Annotated in this window: 11 protein-coding genes and 3 pseudogenes; 6 read left to right on the top strand and 8 right to left on the bottom strand. The window is 41.8% G+C overall.

From position 1 onward, the window contains the following. Window positions 1–5 precede the first annotated feature (5 nt). The 5 genes from B5D77_RS07240 to B5D77_RS07215 form a co-directional block, all read right to left on the bottom strand. A complete protein-coding gene (locus B5D77_RS07240) occupies window positions 6–2,474 on the bottom strand; it encodes a tetratricopeptide repeat protein (RefSeq protein ID WP_254053050.1) in 2,469 nt (822 codons plus the stop codon). Window positions 2,475–2,529: 55 nt separating this feature from the next. After that, window positions 2,530–2,874, bottom strand: coding sequence for a hypothetical protein (locus tag B5D77_RS07235; RefSeq protein ID WP_002803400.1), 345 nt, complete (start codon window positions 2,872–2,874; stop codon window positions 2,530–2,532). 241 nt (window positions 2,875–3,115) lie between these two features. Continuing rightward, window positions 3,116–3,697: a DUF3782 domain-containing protein gene (locus B5D77_RS07225; protein ID WP_008197328.1), complete on the bottom strand. Its 582-nt coding sequence runs from the start codon at window positions 3,695–3,697 to the stop codon at window positions 3,116–3,118. A 246-nt stretch (window positions 3,698–3,943) separates the two neighbouring features. Then, window positions 3,944–4,546, bottom strand: coding sequence for a DUF3782 domain-containing protein (locus B5D77_RS07220; protein WP_106909971.1), 603 nt, complete (start codon window positions 4,544–4,546; stop codon window positions 3,944–3,946). Window positions 4,547–4,791: 245 nt separating this feature from the next. Next, window positions 4,792–5,331 carry a DUF3782 domain-containing protein gene (locus tag B5D77_RS07215; RefSeq protein ID WP_008197327.1) on the bottom strand — a complete coding sequence of 180 codons (540 nt, stop codon included), beginning with the start codon at window positions 5,329–5,331 and terminating at the stop codon, window positions 4,792–4,794. A 600-nt stretch (window positions 5,332–5,931) separates the two neighbouring features. Between B5D77_RS07215 and B5D77_RS07210 the strand changes: the two genes are divergently transcribed. The 4 genes and pseudogenes from B5D77_RS07210 to B5D77_RS27025 all read left to right on the top strand — a co-directional run. Further along, window positions 5,932–7,464 carry an NHLP bacteriocin system secretion protein gene (locus B5D77_RS07210; RefSeq protein ID WP_106908549.1) on the top strand — a complete coding sequence of 511 codons (1,533 nt, stop codon included), beginning with the start codon at window positions 5,932–5,934 and terminating at the stop codon, window positions 7,462–7,464. A gap of 64 nt (window positions 7,465–7,528) precedes the next feature. Beyond that, on the top strand, window positions 7,529–7,705 hold the full coding sequence (locus tag B5D77_RS26205; protein WP_002735384.1) for a hypothetical protein: 177 nt from the start codon (window positions 7,529–7,531) through the stop codon (window positions 7,703–7,705). A gap of 54 nt (window positions 7,706–7,759) precedes the next feature. Further along, window positions 7,760–9,970, top strand: coding sequence for an FUSC family protein (locus tag B5D77_RS07205; protein WP_106908548.1), 2,211 nt, complete (start codon window positions 7,760–7,762; stop codon window positions 9,968–9,970). 463 nt (window positions 9,971–10,433) lie between these two features. After that, window positions 10,434–11,693: pseudogene (locus B5D77_RS27025) on the top strand (IS1634 family transposase); the annotation flags it as partial. Here B5D77_RS27025 and B5D77_RS07195 read toward each other — a convergent pair. Continuing rightward, window positions 11,682–12,900, bottom strand: a pseudogene (locus B5D77_RS07195) (ISAs1 family transposase). The pseudogenes B5D77_RS27025 and B5D77_RS07195 overlap by 12 nt on opposite strands. A 182-nt stretch (window positions 12,901–13,082) precedes the next feature. Between B5D77_RS07195 and B5D77_RS07190 the strand changes: the two are divergent. Together B5D77_RS07190 and B5D77_RS25780 are read left to right on the top strand one after the other, a co-directional pair. Beyond that, a pseudogene (locus B5D77_RS07190) lies at window positions 13,083–13,601 on the top strand (tail length tape measure protein); the annotation flags it as partial. 158 nt (window positions 13,602–13,759) lie between these two features. Next, window positions 13,760–14,898 (top strand): IS630-like element ISMae29 family transposase gene (locus B5D77_RS25780; RefSeq protein WP_159036943.1). Its coding sequence is split into 2 segments (ribosomal slippage): window positions 13,760–14,192 and window positions 14,192–14,898, totalling 1,140 coding nucleotides; the frame shifts between segments, so codons are not numbered across the junction. A 113-nt stretch (window positions 14,899–15,011) separates the two neighbouring features. Here the strand turns inward: B5D77_RS25780 and B5D77_RS07175 are convergent. Both B5D77_RS07175 and B5D77_RS07170 read right to left on the bottom strand, forming a co-directional pair. Then, the gene (locus tag B5D77_RS07175) at window positions 15,012–15,278 is read right to left on the bottom strand and encodes a hypothetical protein (protein ID WP_106908547.1); all 267 of its coding nucleotides are present in this window, start codon (window positions 15,276–15,278) and stop codon (window positions 15,012–15,014) included. Window positions 15,279–15,558: 280 nt separating this feature from the next. Beyond that, window positions 15,559–16,716: an IS630 family transposase gene (locus B5D77_RS07170; protein WP_106908546.1), complete on the bottom strand. Its 1,158-nt coding sequence runs from the start codon at window positions 16,714–16,716 to the stop codon at window positions 15,559–15,561. Window positions 16,717–16,746: the final 30 nt, after the last annotated feature.

The following is a 16,746-nucleotide window of genomic DNA, read 5'->3' as shown; positions in this document are numbered from 1 at the left end:
CCATCCTACGGGAGCGACTCTAAGTTTTCCCGAATCCTAACAGTAGTAGGATGATTCTCCCCTAAAGCTTGCTCGGCAATTGCTAAAGCTTCTAGATAGAGGGGTTCAGCTTCTTCGTACTTTCCTTGGGAATTGTACAATCTTGCTAAATTGTTGAGGGATCGTGCCACATCGGGATGATTGTCTCCTAATAGTCGTTTAAACAATTCTAATGCTTCTAGATAGAGGGGTTCTGCTTCTGTGTACCTGCCTTGGGATTCGTACAATCCTGCTAAATTGTTGAGGGATCGTGCCACATCGGGATGATTGTCTCCTAATAGTCGTTTAAACAATTCTAATGCTTCTAGATAGAGGGGTTCTGCTTCTGTGTACCTGCCTTGGGATTCGTACAATCCTGCTAAATTGTTGAGGGATTGTGCCACATCGGGATGATTGTCTCCTAAGAGTCGTTTTCTCAAATCTAATGCTTCTAGAAGGAGAGGTTCTGCTTCTTTGTACCTGCCTTGGGATTCGTACAATCCTGCTAAATTGTTGAGGGATTGTGCCACATGGGGATGATTGTCTCCTAAGAGTCGTTTTCTCAAATCTAATGCTTCTAGAAGGAGAGGTTCTGCTTCTTTGTACCTGCCTTGGGAATTGTACAATAGTGCTAAATTGTTGAGGGAATTTGCCACATTGGGATGATTGTCTCCTAAGAGTCTTTTTTTCAAATCCAATGCTTCTAGATAGAGAGGTTCCGCTTCTTTGTACCTGCCTTGGGAACGGTACAATACTGCTAAATTGTTGAGGGATTGTGCCACATCGGGATGATTGTCTCCTAAGAGTCGTTTTCTCAAATCTAAAGCTTCTAGATAGAGAGGTTCCGCTTCTTTGTACCTGCCTTGGGAATTGTACAATGCTGCTAAATTGTTGAGGGAAGTTGCCACATCGGGATGATTGTCTCCTAAGAGTCGTTTACACAAATCTAAAGCTTCTAGATAGAGAGGTTCCGCTTCTTTGTACCTGCCTTGAAAATTGTACAATGCTGCTAAATTGTTGAGGGAAGTTGCCACATCGGGATGATTGTCTCCTAAGCGGCGGCGAGTTACTTCTCGACATTGCTCATGCCAAGGTTCAGCTTGTTCGTATAATCCTTGTCCTTCATAAAACTTCCATAATCCTCCAAAGGGCGAGGTTAAATCCTCCTCCTCCAGCCATTGTTCCAACTCCGTCGCTGACTCCGCAATATGGGGAATAGATAAAGCAACAGCTTCCACTTGCTCCTTGGTGGGAGTCTCAGGAATAGTCTTTGCCTCCTCAACCATACCCCGACAAAACAGGCGTTTCAACTCATCCCCATCCTCTCGCAGTGCTAACTTAGCTTGAAAAAACTGTCGCACCAACGGATGAAACTGATAAACTTCTCCCTCTACCGCTTGCAACAGATGAAGATTGAGTAATTGCTCCTCCCTAATATCTTCCAACTCCTCCTCATCCTCAGCAGACAAACACCGCTCTATCACCAACCGCCAAGGAATAGGAGCCAAAGCAAAGAGACTGAGAAAACAGCCTAAATCTCGCGCTGGCTGATTCAACGCCTCCCAACTCACCTCAAAAGCTGCCTCTACCCCTCTTTGCGCCGTCATATCTCCCGAAGGATTCTGCAAAGCAGACAACTGTAAACCCTTATCTATCAACTGCTGCTGCATCCTTGCCAATGTCCAATTATTACGCCGCTTGAGGAAACGCCCCACCAATTCCAACCCTAAAGGCAAATAACCCAACCACGCACATAACCCCTTCCCTACCTCTAATTCAGCTTGCAGACGCGACGCACCAATCAGAGATTCCAGTAAAGCAAGGGCGGCTGATTCGCTTAAAACTGGTAAGCGCAACTGCTCAAAAGATGCCGCCAGCCAATGTTGCCTCGTCGTAATCAATACCTTAAATCGTTGTTCTTGGGGAGGCAAATAATCTTGAATTTCCTCATACTGATGCACATCATCTAAAATTAGCAGTACATCCCCCGGCGGTTGCCATCTCGCCCAACAATAATCCAATTGCCCCCGCAAATTCAAATCTTCAGGGGGAAACAAACCCAACAGCGACTTAGCAAAATTTAATAGTTGTACCCCCACTGTTTCCCCTTGTACCCCTACCCAGCAAATACCGCCGGGATAAGTCGATTTTTTCTTATGATATAGGGCATACTGGAGTGCTAATTCTGTCTTGCCGACTCCTGCCATTCCCGTAACGACGGCGGTAATCGCAATTCTTTCTTGTTGCTGTAACTGGTGGTGCATTTGTACCATTGCATCTTCACGCCCCACGAAATTAACCGCCCCAGTACGCGCTCGATTGAGATTATTCGGCGATTCTGCTGGTTTTTCCGCTTGGGGAGTTTGAGGAGGATTGATAATTTGGTCGCCCTGTACAACTCCAGCAACTCCATAGGCTGCGTTGAAGTTTTGCTCAATCTTGGACTCTTCTGCCATTGCTCGGATGCCTCCTTTGCCACATTGTAGGATGAGTTCGTAACCCATCCCAATATCACTCTGCTGTTTTCCAACCTTCAATTAAAGCCATTGTTACATTGAGGTAAGGATTATCTAGAAATTCCTCAAGGGCAGCTTTTCCCCCTGATGTCACCGCGCCTAGTAATCGCTTTCTGACAGGAGTTGACACCGCCGCATTGATGTAAGCTTCCTTTTGTTTTTCCGTCGCAGTGGGATTTGTCTCTTCCAGTTGTTTGAGCAATCGCTGAATTTCTGCGGCAGCTTCGGCTAAATCTTGCTTCTGAGAAGAGGGGTAGATAATTTGGTCTCCGGCAACTTTTCCGGCTACTCCGTAAACGGTTGCATTAAAGTTCTGTTGTACTTCTGGTGAATCAGGCATAGCTCATACTCTCACCGATTAAAACGAGGGACAATTTCATCGCCAATCTTTTCAGATTTCTGTTCAGGATATCGTAGCAAAAATGGCTCTCTTGGATTTGGTGGGTAAAATGTATTCTAAGATAAATTTCTCCTAGCGAGGGGGTGGAACGAACCACAAAGACACAGAGGACACAAAGATCGACCCTATGTAAGTTAAACTGATTACACAGAACCTAGAAGATTTCGAGAAAAAGCTAAACCTACCAAACCCGGGGCGTAAACTCTGCATCATTTAAAATTATTACATTTTCCCCTGACTGCACCAACACAAATAAACCCTGACGACAAGCGTAACTCGCCACCTCATTGGGAACAATCATCGCTGCCACCGCTCCCAAAGCCTTTACATCTCGAAAACGAGGCATTAACCGCTTAAACTTAGCCAAACGTTGTAAATGCTCATCCACATCCCTTTGAGTTAACTTACTTTTGACCTCCACTAAAATGGCATCCGTATCATTCACTACCAATAGATCAATCTCTAAACCCTCATTATCCCGTTTTACCGAAATACCGGGGTGAAACTCATGCACATCAATACCCCGCTCCTGAAAAAGACGCACCACCGCAGGACGTACTTGCCACTCGACAAACTCTCCTAAACGATTGCCCAACTCCCCAATCTGCTTACTAACCCTGTTAATTTGCTTATCTGTTTCCTTGATTTGTTTATCCGTTTCTTTTTGAGCTTGGGATAACTCTTGTTGGGATTGGGATAACTCTTGTTGGGATTGAGCTAATTGCTTTAGTATTGCCCGAATCTCTTCAATAGTGGCTGTCATAATGAATTTTCTCAGGTTAAAGTGATGTAGCCTATACTCAAGGGATTTAGTATAATTTTAGCGTTGATTATTGGCAGGAATGGAATCGGCTCTCTTGGATTTGGTGGGTAAAATGTATTTTAAGATATATTTCTCAAGAGCGAGGGGGTGGAAGGAACCACTACAGACACAAAGGACACAAAGATCGATCCTATGTAAGTTAAACTGATCACACAGAACCTAGAAGATTTCGAGAAAAAGCTAAACCTACCAAACCCGGGGCGTAAACTCTGCATCATTTAAAATTATTACATTTTCCCCTGACTGCACCAACACAAATAAACCCTGACGACAAGCGTAACTCGCCACCTCATTGGGAACAATCATCGCTGCCACCGCTCCCAAAGCCTTTACATCTCGAAAACGAGGCATTAACCGCTTAAACTTAGCCAAACGTTGTAAATGCTCATCCACATCCCTTTGAGTTAACTTACTTTTGACCTCCACTAAAATGGCATCCGTATCATTCACTACCAATAGATCAATCTCTAAACCCTCATTATCCCGTTTTACCGAAATACCGGGGTGAAACTCATGGACATCAATACCCCGCTCTTGAAACAGACGCACCACCGCAGGACGTACTTGCCACTCGACAAACTCTCCTAAACGATTGCCCAACTCCCCAATCTGCTTACTAACCCTGTTAATTTGCTTATCTGTTTCCTTGATTTGTTTATCCGTTTCTTTTTGAGCTTGGGATAACTCTTTTTGAGCTTGGGATAACTCTTGTTGGGATTGGGATAACTCTTGTTGGGATTGAGCTAATTGCTTTAGTATTGCCCGAATCTCTTCAATAGTGGCTGTCATAATGAATTTTCTCAGGTTAAAGTGATGTAGCCTATACTCAAGGGATTTAGTATAATTTTAGCGTTGATTATTGGCAGGAATGGAATCGGCTCTCTTGGATTTGGTGGGTAAAATGTATTCTAAGATACATCTCTCCTAGCGAGGGAGTGGAACGAACCACAGAGACACAAAGGACACAAAGATCGCTCATAATGTAAGTTAAACTGATCACACAGAACCTATAAAATTTCGAGAAAAAGCTAAACCTACCAAACCCGGGGCGTAAACTCTGCATCATTCAAAATTATTACATTTTCCCCTGACTGCACCAACACAAATAAACCCTGACGACAAGCGTAACTCGCCACCTCATTGGGAACAATCATCGCTGCCACCGCTCCCAAAGCCTTTACATCTCGAAAACGAGGCATTAACCGCTTAAACTTAGCCAAACGTTGTAAATGCTCATCCACATCCCTTTGAGTTAACTTACTTTTGACCTCCACTAAAATGGCATCCGTATCATTCACTACCAATAGATCAATCTCTAAACCCTCATTATCCCGTTTTACCGAAATACCGGGGTGAAACTCATGGACATCAATACCCCGCTCCTGAAACAGACGCACCACCGCAGGACGTACTTGCCACTCGACAAACTCTCCTAAACGATTGCCCAACTCCCCAATCTGCTTACTAACTCTGTTAATTTGCTTATCTGTTTCTTTTTGAGCTTGGGATAACTCTTGTTGGGATTGAGCTAATTGCTTTAGTATTGCCCGAATCTCTTCAATAGTGGCTGTCATAATGAATTTTCTCAGGTTAAAATGAAATTTTCTTTATTATAGCCCGATCGCTTTTTCTCCCTTGAAGTAACCGTTCAGGGGGTAGGGTTGATTCATGAATCAACCCTACAATGAATCAACCCTAGTTCAGGGGGGGACAAAATCTAGTAATCTAAAAAGACTTAGAAAAGAGCGGCTACTGTGAAAGAGTAGTATCCATCTCGGTGCTGCCCCAGGAGAGTCCTTCCACTGAGTCAATGCCACTGGCGGCTTGACATCCCCCCCCCTGAACGGTTACAATGAGACTATACGCCTTATGTAAGTTAGAAGTTGGAATAGTGTAAACTCGTTCGATAGATTATCTCTCTAGTCGGAGCGTTGGACTCAAACACTTGATCCCTAATTAGGTTGTTTTAGGTCACATCAAGAGTAATACTTTATTAGGTTTCTTACAGGAAATTTTAAAGGTTTGAGCCTTCGGTAAATCTTTCGAGGTAGCCTAGTTATCTTATGTCAAAAATAGCTTGAGCGATTTTTTCAGAGGATTTTCCTAGTCTAAAGTAATATCCTCTGAATGTTTATCATGTTACAAATTAAGTGATTTTTACTCATTTCAGTACAATGGCAAAGAATCAAGCCGAATCTATGTCTGATCAGAATCATCAGCAGCCAGATATGGGTGCGAAGAAAACAACGCAGGCTAGGATAGAAGGTCAGGATGATAATCAAATAAAAACGGGAATTGCTCCTAAAATTGATTCGGAAAAACCGTTTAAATATTCGGAGCCAACAGGAAGATTAGGGGAGATAATCCTGCGCTTAATGCCGGTGGGTCTTTTGCTCGGAGGACTGAGTTATTGGGCGATAGTTGGTAAGATTCCGACTCCTGTTCAAGGACGAGCGGTCATTTTGATTCCTCGTTCTATTGTTAATATCGAACCCCGTCAAGGTGGGCGGGTGTTAACCCTCCTGATTCAACCGGGAGATTCTGTCAAAAAAGGGCAGTTACTGGCAACTTTAGAGTTTCCTGAATTAGAAACAGAATTAAAGGATAAAAAGGATAGACTAGCAGATCTCAAGCAGCAGGATAAAAGAGTTGACTCTATTGAAGTGAGTCGTCGCCAATTGAATGCAGCCTCAATAGATCGCCAGCAAAAGGCGAATCAGCTTCAGATTAAAGCACTTCAAGTTCAATTATCCAGTAATCAAAAACAGCGAGAAGCCTATCTCTCCCATGCTCGATACCTTAAAAATTTCCAGAACTCAACGGATGAAAGACTAGCCGCCTACGATAAACTTATCGAAGAGGGGGCTGTCGCCAAGCTAGATTTTCCCTCCTATTTGTTTCAGTTCAATAATCTAGAGGCTTCTAATAGTATCAATCGCGTCCAAATAGAACTTGATCGCCTGAAGGGGGTTGATGAAAGCCTGCGAGCGCAGATGAACGCATTGACGGCCCAGAATAATATACTAAACACAGAAAAACGGCAAATAGACCTCCAAGATACAGCCAGTGATATTCTTCGTTACAATGCGATCGCTGACCAGCAACGAGAGATTAATACGTTAAGAACCACTATTCAAGCCAACAAAAATGTAGTGAGTCTGTACAACGGCCAGATTTTAGACTTATCTGTTAATCCGGGGGAAGTCCTGGCTCCGGGGGGGCGCATAGGTACGTTAGAAGTCTCCAATCTAAAGGCCAAGACCAACGTGGTGGCATTGTTTAAGAGTGGTGATGCCAAACGATTAGAACCGGGCAAGGAAGTAGAAGTCGTTCCCGATCTCTATGATCGCGAACGCTATGGGGGTATCGTTGCTAAGGTAATTACCGTCGATCAGCAGCCAGTAACTGTGGCAGAACTGGCAAATATAGTGGGAAGTCATGAACTCGCCAGCAAGCTGTTTCTGGGTAGAGATGAAGACGATCGCGATAAGCCTATACCCGTCAATGCAAGTGTTATCAAAGCCACTTTAGCGCTGAAGGTCGATCGCAATACACCCAGTGGTTTTTACTGGACTCAAGCCAAGGGAGCGCCCCAAAGAATTACCAACGGGACTACCGCAGATGTCCATGCTGTGGTAGAAGAGCGTTCTTTAGTGAGTTACATAACCCCTGCTTTTCGCTGGATTACAGGGGTGTACGATCGTTAACCACAATCTTGCGAGCGTAAGTAGCTGAAAGAAACAACGACTAGAATAAACGGTTAAACCTAATATGGAAAATCCGAAAAGACGTTCTCAATGGTGGACTTGGTGGTTTAAGTGGTGGATTATCGCCGCAGCGTTTGTCTTAGTAATCTTGATCCATAGTGAGCCTCCTCAGCTTTGGTTTTGGTTGGTGACGTTTTTGGCACTAATTTTATATGGGATTGAGCGAGCGATTAATGGGTAACAATGAGTAGTCGAAAAAGGATATAGAGATACCTTGGACAGTAAAAACGGGCTAATGATCAGACAGGGATTGAAGTTTTCCCTGGGTGCTGCTCTCTTAACGAGTTTCTTTTGGCACCGGGGAAATGTATTAGACAACTTTGTCTATCCCGTCTTTGGGTATGTATCTGTACTGATTGAGCCATCCATGGGAGGTGCGATCGCCGCAGGTTTGGGGCGTTTGGGGGGAAGTGCTTTGGGGGGAATCATTGCGGCTATCCTGGTGAACGCCTACGGAATCCAAGGCTCAAGTTTTTTTGTCATTCCCTCTCTCACCTACATTTTAGCCGCCCTGATCTGTGAAACTTACCGATGGCAAGCCGCTTATTCCCAAGCCACACTCTTGGGCGCTTTAATTGCCATGAGAGTGGTAGGAACATCAGCACAACAAGATATCTGGCTTTATTTGCGATCGCGCCTCATCGATAACTGGATCGGAATCGCTGTGGGAGTTGCTGTCGCTTTACTATTTTGGCCCCAGAATACTCGATCCGATCTCAACCGGAACTTGATGGGAATCCTTCAAGATATACCGCACTTGTTCCAAAAAATCCTCGATCGCCACTTAAAAACTGAGGTCGAGGAGCGGGATTATTCTCTTTCTATTGAGCAGAACGAGCTTAACTTACTCAATCAGATTAAAAAATCAACACAAACTAGCCTTTCAACACTCACAAAAGCAACCCATGAATTCGGTAGTGAGATATTGGTGGCAGAAAATTGGAGTGAAATCTTGGCAATTCAGAACCAATTGACTCGACAATTAGCTGATCTGATGGCTTTTAAGGGCGAAAAGCATGAACAAAATTTAGTGGGTCAGTTCAGGGCGGAATTTCACCAATTGGCGACTCATCTTACCGACAGCTTTGATAGCTTGAGGGATCTGAGTAACGGCAAAAAAATCTTAGCTACCCCTTACCTGACAGAATTAGAAGAAGATTTAGCGAATATTGGGGGTAAACTTGATCATCTCCGAACAAGTGGAGAGATTGATCGGTATGATGTTCAAGAATCACTACAGTTTTATCAATTTATTCAACTTGTATCTCGATTTATCCAACAATGCGAGGGATTAGGAGGCAGGATAATCGATAAAACCAAAGTAACTGCAACTTTCAGGCGAAGACACCTGATTACCTTTCCCAAATGGGCCCCTATATCCCTAAAACGCCTGAGAGAAATTGTCAGTCTTGGCGTGGTTATTGGTTTGTTACTGGCTATTATTCGTCACATCGAGTTTCCCTATCCTTCTGCTTACGAAAAAGTGGCAGATATTGTGATCATAGGTGCAGTGGTCACTGTCATTCAACCGACAAGGGGGCGAGCGATCGCGATCGGTTGGGCGGCAACTGTTTCGTTGAGTTTGACGATTCTCTGTATTTACCTGTTGGTCAAGTCCTTTGGTTATAATCCTTTTAGTAGCAGTCTGGCTTATTTTTTCGCCTACTTCAGTTGTGCTTGGCTGGGGTTTACGCCAATCGCTCGCATCGGTGCGATTGTAGCAGCCGATGCCATCGGGAAGGATATTTTTCCTTTTTTCGAGCAAGGAATTTGGGCCGCACTGATTTCAGTTCCCGTAGGTGCGTTTCTGGGGGTGTTGCTGACCACTGTATTTATGACAAAATCGGCTACAAACCAACTGGAAACAGATTTTTCTGTGACTTTTAAGAAAATGGGACAGCTATATCAAAAACTGCTGTCAGGCTATTTTCAGGATACGATACCACCGTCAGATATCGCCCAACTGAAGCAGGCCATCACAGTGGCGATCGCTCAACATCCAGCCTCGGTTAAGATTGCCAGTCTCGAACAAATTTCCACAGTTTTAGCAACCAAACACCAAAATTTTTGGAATTTCTCCATCGGCTACGAACAAAAACTCTGGGCTCAACTGGATGCTTTACAAGATGTGCTACAGCAACCGCTTCCTGAACCGATACGACAAAAGTTTTTACCTGAATTACAAGCGATCGCACAACAGACTGCGATCGCTTTTGATCAAATGGCTGAGGCGATCGCTGCCCAGGTAATTCTCAACCCACCAAAGTTAGGATTGCTCATCCAAGAAATTGAATCTCTTGAGAAGCAATTACTGAGCTTGCGGGTTGAGAGTCGAAGTTATCCCTTAAATGAGCTAATCGCCTTTAGCTCGGCTTTTATGACGATGAAAGCCATTGCCAGCAACTTAAATCAAATGAGTCAAGACTTACCTGCCTACACCCAATAGGTAATAGGCAAATATTATCAGCCTGAAGGATCTCTGCTCTCAGGGCTGTATATTCAGTAGTGGATTGTTTCAGCTAAAATAGGGCAATAGATTTCGGCTTAAAGTCTTAGATTATAGAATTTATAGCATTTTTCTAATACACCAAATTAGCTGAAACAGTCCAGTAGGGTGCGTTAGGCGGCTATCAATTTAGTCAAAAAACTAAAATTAATAATTCGCCGTAACGCACCCTACAAGATCGGCGTGCTGCTACGCAGTGCCTTTGGCATCGCACTCAACCAAGTGACGGCGTTCTGGTGCAGCGACTTGTTATACCTGAACTTCCCCCATACATATATACTATAATAGCCGAAAACCCTTATCCATCAATGGATGCACCCCCTTAACTTTTCTTAATGTACCCATGTAATTTGTAACATTTCTTAATGGACAAGAATTCTCTCCATTTGCTAAAATAATAGCCATGTATATAGAAAAAGTTCCTAACCGTAATTCTCCCCCCGCTGTTCTTCTTCGAGAATCCTACCGAGAAGGAGATCAAGTCAAAAAAAGAACCCTTGCCAATCTCTCAAAATTACCCGATGATATTATCGAAAATCTGAAACTGGCTCTTAAAGGAGCAACACTGTCCATGAATGAAGGCATTCCCAATCATTTTGAAGTGATTAGAAGTCTTCCTCATGGTCATGTAATGGCTATTTTAGAGACGATTAAAAAATTGGGTTTAGATAAAATAATCAGTGAAAAATCCTCACGAATCAGAAACTTAGTGGTGGCGATGATTGTGGCAAGAATCATCAATCCTAAATCGAAACTAGCCACAGCGAGAGGGTTTAATAGTGAGACTTGTAGTCAGAGTTTAGGACAATTGTTAGACTTAGAGAAAGGCGATGAAGACGAATTATATAACGCCTTAGATTGGTTATTAGAAAAACAAGAGAAAATTGAGAAGCACCTAGCAATTAAACACTTAGAATCAGGAACATTAGTCTTGTATGATGTCACTTCTACCTACCTAGAAGGAAATGGTTGTGAACTGGGAAAATATGGGTATAATCGAGATAAAAAGAAGGGGAAAACTCAGATAGTGTTTGGTTTGCTCTGTTCAGCTAAGGGTTGTCCGATAGCGGTAGAAGTATTTGAAGGAAACACTTCAGATGGTGCTACTTTAAGCGGACAAATTGAGAAAGTCAGAAAGGGTTGGGAGATTGAGAATGTGGTCTGGGTAAGTGATAGAGGAATTTTAACTAACTCGAAAATCAAGGAATTAGTAAAACCGATAGAAGGATTAGACTATATTACTGGTTTAACTAAGCCTCAAATTCGGAAACTGGCTGAGGTGGAAGTGATTCAATTAGGATTATTTGATCAGGTAAACTTGGTGGAATTTGAGAGTGAAGATTATCCCGAAGAAAGATTAATTGCTTGTCGTAATCCCTTCATTGCCCAGAAAAATCAACTACAAAGAGAGGCATTATTAGAAGCGGTAGAGAAGGAACTAGATTTGATTGTTCAGGCGACTCAAAGGGAGAAAAGAGCTTTAAAGGGCCAAGATAAGATAGCTTTGAGAGTGGGCAAGGTTCTTAATCAGTTTAAGGTCAATAAATACTATAACCTAGAGATAACAGAAGAAGGCTTTTCTTATCAGCGTAAGCGGGAATTAATCGCTCAAGAAACGGCCTTGGATGGTGTCAGGGTAAGAGCATCTCAATTAGGCTTGACAAAAGGCTTTCAGCACAGCCATCATATAGTTATTATCCATGGCCGCCCGTTTACTTTTTTGTGCCAGACTACGTCGGTAAGTGGATTCCTGGTTAAGAGCGTTAAGTGCTACTCGTCTCAAGAAGGCTCCCATTACGAGGGCTGTGACCAGAGCGAATCCGACATTGATCCTCATTAAAAGTAACATCTAAAATCCAATGAGCCTGATTTTCAATGCCCCAATGTTTACGAATAGCATTACCTATTTTTTGAGCATCAGCAGGGAGAGAACTGAGATAAAATTGGACTTCACAAGTGGTTTTATTCCAAAGATGACGAACTCGTTTAACCATGATAATACTTTGAAGTCCTTGCCATTGAGCCTGTTGATAAAGACCGCCGAAAGCTTCTAAAGGTACAGCCCAACACCAACGTTTTTCGAGGCGATGATGACCTTTTTCCAGACGGTAATCATAACTAAATTGAATACCATCAAATTGATGTGCTTGAGCTTGCTCAAACCAGTTTTTGACCTGAGTATAAAGAGTCGGATGATTAGCTTTAAGGGCGACAACGTAGTCAGCTTTTTTGGCTTGAATATGATTAATAATCGCCGTTTGAGTTCCCATAGCATCTAGGGTGATAATTGCCCCTTGAAGGTCTAACAGTTCTAGTAAAGCGGGAATAGCAGTAATCTCATTGGATTTATCTTCCACCTTGACTTGTCCTAAAACTAATTTCTGCTCCCCCGCCCAAGCCGTCACTAAATGCAAGGCTTTAATTCCTTGATTACGGTCGTAAGAACCTCTGAGACTTTTCCCGTCTATGGGAACTATTTCCCCCGAAAGAGAACCGATTAAATGGGGCAGCCATTGAGACAAAACTTTGTCCAAAACTTCCGGGTTAATCCGTTCAAAAACCCGCCGAAAAGTGTCATCAGAAGGAATGCCATTAGGTAATTCTAAAAACTCAGATAACCAAGACTGCTTACTGAGTCCATAATTTTCCATGTCTTCCCAACCTTTGGCTCCTGCTATAACTGCTAAAACAGCAATGACTAAAATATCAGTTAATAAATGTTTTTGGGTTCGGGACGCTCTTGGGTCAGGAATATCTTGAAGATAAGTCAATAAACTAGCTTGAATTTCATTTATTGATGTTAAAGGAAGCTCAGGTTTTAGTTGAGCTTTATTTCCGGTGGGGAGAACGGGAGCAAAACCTTTACCCATGAGCTATTTCCTCATTAATTTTCATCAACAACAGTGAGACTAAGGCTAATTATAAATTATACAGAGGTAGCAGCGGCTAAGTCTGGGTACTGGCAGTGCGGGACGGTGCTATGGCGATTTGATTACCCTATTCAGAAATCTTTGTCAAGTACAATTTATACCAAATTAGATGAGCTTACCCTGTGGATGGTGTGTATGTGTTAAGAACTTCTCTGGAGTCAACCTTGATGGATGCAGCGACGACGGTTAAAGCTTATAAAAGTTTATCTCAAGTGGAGGAGGCATTTCGCTGTTATAAGTCAATTGATTTAAAGGTACGTCCTATCTATCATTATAAGGGTGATAGAGTCAAAGCTCATATCTTTTTATGTATGTTGGCTTATTATGTGGAATGGCATTTAAAACAGTGCTTGGCTCCTTTATTATTTGAGGATGAAGAAATTGATGATGGTTCTCTGAATGTGATTAAGGCGAGTCGGAGTGAATCGGTGCAATCTAAGGAGAGAAAAAAACGGAATCAAGAGAACTTTCCTGTGCATAGTTTTCGGACTTTGTTGGAAGACTTGGGGACAATTTGCTTGAATACAGTGGAATGTACGATTAGAGAGGGAAGTTATCGTTTTTCTAAGATAACTCGACCGACCCAACTGCAACAAAAAGCGTTAGATTTATTGGGAGTTTCCCTGATTTGTACCCAGTAACGGGGCGGCGTAAATTCTCTTAATCCCTTCTACAGCACAGCTTATGGCTTTTTGTCAACGGGGAAGTCCAGAAATATGATGTAGTAGAGCATCAATTTTGTTTTGAGGGATAAAAAAAGAGCTAATCTGGAAGAAGTTATCCAACTTCAGACAAAAAAATGCCGAAGAAAAAATATATTGTAGATCTAACAGACTCCGAAAGAACTGAACTCGAGCAGCTAACCAAGAAAGGAAAAATAGCAGCTTACAAAATGAACCATGCCAGAATACTGCTTTTAGCAGACGTCAATCAACAGGAAGGTGGTTGGACTGACTCGAAAATTAGTGAAGCCTTAAATGTTGCTCAAGCCACCATTGAGAGAGTACGACAAAGATTTGTCGAGTCAGGAATTGAATCATCATTAACTCGAAAAAAGCAAGAACATCGCCGTGCCAAAATTATCGATGGGGAAAAGGAAGCAGATCTGATTGCCATCGCTTGTAGTGAAACACCAACGGGACGAGCAAAATGGACACTTCAAATGCTGGCAGATAAAATGGTCGAACTTGAATATGTGGAAAAAATATCACGAGAAACCATCAGAAAAACCTTAAAAAAAATGAATTGAAACCATGGCTGAATCAATCATGGGTCATTCCCCCAAAAGAATCAGCGGAGTTTGTCTGTGCCATGGAAGATGTCTTGGATATTTATCATAGTGAGTATGACCAGCAAAATCCCTGGCTGTGTTTTGATGAGAGTTGTAAACAATTAGTCAAAGAAACAAAAGAGAAAATACCAGCCGAACCGAGAGAACCAGAAAGGTATGACTATCAATATGAGCGTAATGGTGTAGCCAATATGTTTATGTTTTTTGAACCATTACAAGGTTGGCGACATGTAGAAGTTACACAACAAAGGACGGCGAGCGATTATGCACACCAAATGAAATATTTGGTTGATGAGCGTTATCCGGATGCCCAGAAAATTAGAGTAATTCAAGACAACTTAAATACTCATGTAAAAGCCTCATTATATAAAGCCTTTGAACCGGAAGAGGCCAAGAGAATTTTAGATAAACTCGAATTTCATTACACTCCCAAACATGGCAGCTGGTTAAATATGGCAGAAATTGAGTTGAGCGTTTTGAATCGTCAATGTCTCGATCGTCGTATCCCAGACATGGATAGTTTAAAACAAGAAATTAAGGCATGGGAAGAAAATCGAAATGAAAAGTCAAATTCAGTTGACTGGAGATTTACTAATGCTGATGCTCGTATTAAATTAAAAAAACTCTATCCCTCAATTCAAACTTGACAGACTAGTAGCCTGTGTTAGCGTTAGCGTAAAGCGTAACGCACGGATTTTGAACATTAGATAAGGTGCGTTACATTTCATTAACGCACCCTACCAGATCGGCGATCGCACTCCTATTCCTCAGATTCAAGAGTTAGAGAAGTATCAAATGCTAAATTTACATTCAAAGATCCGTGCAACTCACCATCTGCCGCAGAACTAATAAAGCCAATTTCTAGAGGATCACCTGTTTTGATCGTGATTGGCATACCACTTGCTACTACATGAGATTGAACCAAACTTGCTGCAACTTGAGATAATGTAGGTTCAGTTAACTTGTATTTTTCCTTCAACCATTGATGTAGATAAGCAAATTGATTTTGAATACCCTGAATTTCCATAGTGGTCTACCTCTATTGATTAACATTATTCCAATCAACACATTACTAATGGCTTTAATGCGATGCTTTACCGGTGGTCTTGTAATAATCTACTTTTCGCCTTTAGCCAACAAATTTAGTACACGCCCCAACCTAAAACCTAGAGGGCTAACTATATATATATTATGCGGAAATTTTCCGTATATCACGCCAAATACGCATTTTTTTAAGAATCTTTCCGTATATTACGCTCAAATGGAGTGATCGCAAGAAGTTTTCCGTATAATAAGCTTTTACGCATTTAAGTTACATTGACAGCATTACCCTTATTTTTAAGTTTTCTACTCCATTTAATAATCAATCCCCCTTCATTTAAAAGCTGATTGACTACTTTTTCCAGTTCTTCTTTATTTTCAAATTCTCGATTAGCTATGTATTCTTTAGCGGAATGCCACACTAATTCTATTAGGTTGTAATCTGGACTATAAGCTGGTAAAAACTCTAGCCTAATATTGGGCAACTCTTTTTCCACCTGCTCAATAACATCTTTCTTTTTGTGATAACTAGCATTGTCTAATATAATGATAATCTTCGTCCCCTTTTCTCGAAAATCTTCGGGCAGATTTCCCAAGTTTATCCATTCTTGACGAATCTCTTCATGAAGTTTCTTTAATTGTTCATGGAAAGTTTCTGAATTTCCTTTTTTGATCATAAAACAGACTCTTTTTTTATCATTATATCTTAAGGCTCCCATCACATTCACCCTTCCTCTTTTTCTTTGCCCATTCACTTTTTTTCGCTTTCCTTTTTTTGTCCAAGCTCTCCTTCTTATTACTCTCAAACTAAATCCACATTCATGAGGGGCTGTGTGGCGAACCTGCGTCGCCACCTTGAAAGCCCCGTCCCAAAACCATACCTGGATTGACTCTGGCTTTTCTTTCGCTAACTTTAAATATTCATCTAATTTTTCTTTAAATGCTTTTCTTAATTTCTTGTCTTGCTTATCTTCTAGACTATATTTTGCCCAGATATACACATACTTTTTTCTTCTCAATATTCTTCTCACTTGCGAGCCACTCAGTTTAATTCCTGTTTCCTTTTCTAGATGCTCTGCTAATCTTGCCGCTGTCCATCTCCCGAATTCATATCCCAATTCCTTCGGGTCTTCATCAACTATTTTCAATAGTAAATTAATATATTCCTCTGTGGCTTTTTTATGATTTCCATTTTTTCTCCCATCTTCTAGACTTTCTATATTGTTAGGATCGCCCTGAACACACCAATGGGCGACTGTTTTGAGTGAACAGCCAATAAACTCAGCTATTTCTCGTTGAGTTTTTCCGTCGTTTAGCAAGAGAAACATTAAAATTCTTTCCCTAACCTCTGCTCTTTCTTCTTCTTTAAGAGCTTTTTGTAAGTTTTTCTTTTCTTCTAAGTCTAGGAAATCTTTGGCTGGCATAAGTAGGAATTTTCTCAAGTTACTATTTCT

It is taken from the genome of Microcystis sp. MC19 (genome assembly GCF_003019735.1).
Lineage (GTDB): Bacteria > Cyanobacteriota > Cyanobacteriia > Cyanobacteriales > Microcystaceae > Microcystis.
The sequence above is the reverse complement of the archived record's forward strand: the minus strand, read 5'-3'. Positions and strand labels throughout refer to the sequence as shown.

Excerpts from the sequence above, each read along its gene's own strand:
- B5D77_RS07240 (WP_254053050.1), bottom strand. The coding sequence starts at position 2,474 with ATGGCAGAAGAGTCCAAGATTGAGCAAAACTTCAACGCAGCCTATGGA.
- B5D77_RS07235 (WP_002803400.1), bottom strand. The coding sequence starts at position 2,874 with ATGCCTGATTCACCAGAAGTACAACAGAACTTTAATGCAACCGTTTAC.
- B5D77_RS07225 (WP_008197328.1), bottom strand. The coding sequence starts at position 3,697 with ATGACAGCCACTATTGAAGAGATTCGGGCAATACTAAAGCAATTAGCT.
- B5D77_RS07220 (WP_106909971.1), bottom strand. The coding sequence starts at position 4,546 with ATGACAGCCACTATTGAAGAGATTCGGGCAATACTAAAGCAATTAGCT.
- B5D77_RS07215 (WP_008197327.1), bottom strand. The coding sequence starts at position 5,331 with ATGACAGCCACTATTGAAGAGATTCGGGCAATACTAAAGCAATTAGCT.
- B5D77_RS07210 (WP_106908549.1), top strand. The coding sequence starts at position 5,932 with ATGGCAAAGAATCAAGCCGAATCTATGTCTGATCAGAATCATCAGCAG.
- B5D77_RS26205 (WP_002735384.1), top strand. The coding sequence starts at position 7,529 with ATGGAAAATCCGAAAAGACGTTCTCAATGGTGGACTTGGTGGTTTAAG.
- B5D77_RS07205 (WP_106908548.1), top strand. The coding sequence starts at position 7,760 with ATGATCAGACAGGGATTGAAGTTTTCCCTGGGTGCTGCTCTCTTAACG.
- B5D77_RS07175 (WP_106908547.1), bottom strand. The coding sequence starts at position 15,278 with ATGGAAATTCAGGGTATTCAAAATCAATTTGCTTATCTACATCAATGG.
- B5D77_RS07170 (WP_106908546.1), bottom strand. The coding sequence starts at position 16,716 with ATGCCAGCCAAAGATTTCCTAGACTTAGAAGAAAAGAAAAACTTACAA.